The following is a 692-nucleotide window of genomic DNA, read 5'->3' on the forward strand; positions in this document are numbered from 1 at the left end:
GGGACTGATGCACGATCAGGTGTCAGCTTGGTTTAGGCCGCCAGGGTGACGGTCGGGTTCATGATGGTCTCGTATTCGATGGGGGTCAATCGGCCCAGGCGGGCCTGACGCCGGCGGCGGTGGTAGGTCCGTTCGATCCAGGTAATGATCGCGATCCGGAGTTCCTCACGGGTGCGCCAACGGCGCCGGTCCAGGACGTTCTTCTGGAGCAGCGAGAAGAAGGATTCCATCGCCGCGTTATCACCGGCAGCACCGACTTGGCCCATGGATCCGATGAGGTGATGCTGGTTCAGGGCGTGGACGAACTTCCGGGATCGAAACTGCGACCCGCGGTCTGAGTGAACAATGCAGCCAGCAACGTCGCCGCGCCGCGTTGCCGCGTTGGCCAGTGCGTTCACCGCCAAGCGGGCCTTCATCCGGTCACTCATGGAGTAGCCGACGATCCGGCCGGAGAAGGCGTCCTTGATCGCGCAGAGGTAGAGCTTGCCCTCATCAGTCCAGTGCTCGGTGATGTCGGTCAGCCACAGCTCGTTGACGTCATCGGCAGTGAAGTCCCTCTGGACGAGGTCATCGTGGACAGGCGGTCCCGGACGTTTCCCGTTCTTGGCGCGCTTCTTCCCGAAAACGGACCACCACTGGTTGTCGTGGCAGATCCGCCACGCGGTCCGCTCGCACATGACCGGGGCCTGACC

1 protein-coding gene is annotated in these 692 nt (G+C 63.3%); it reads right to left on the minus strand.

Annotated features, from left to right (window positions below):
* Nucleotides 1–32: 32 nt before the first annotated feature.
* Nucleotides 33–692, minus strand: a 660-nt coding sequence (locus ACT3TZ_RS15220; protein ID WP_444584253.1) for an IS3 family transposase, incomplete at its 5' end; no start/stop codon positions are given.

The sequence above is a fragment of the Brachybacterium sp. AOP25-B2-12 genome (assembly GCF_052378625.1).
In the GTDB taxonomy this organism is placed as follows: domain Bacteria; phylum Actinomycetota; class Actinomycetes; order Actinomycetales; family Dermabacteraceae; genus Brachybacterium.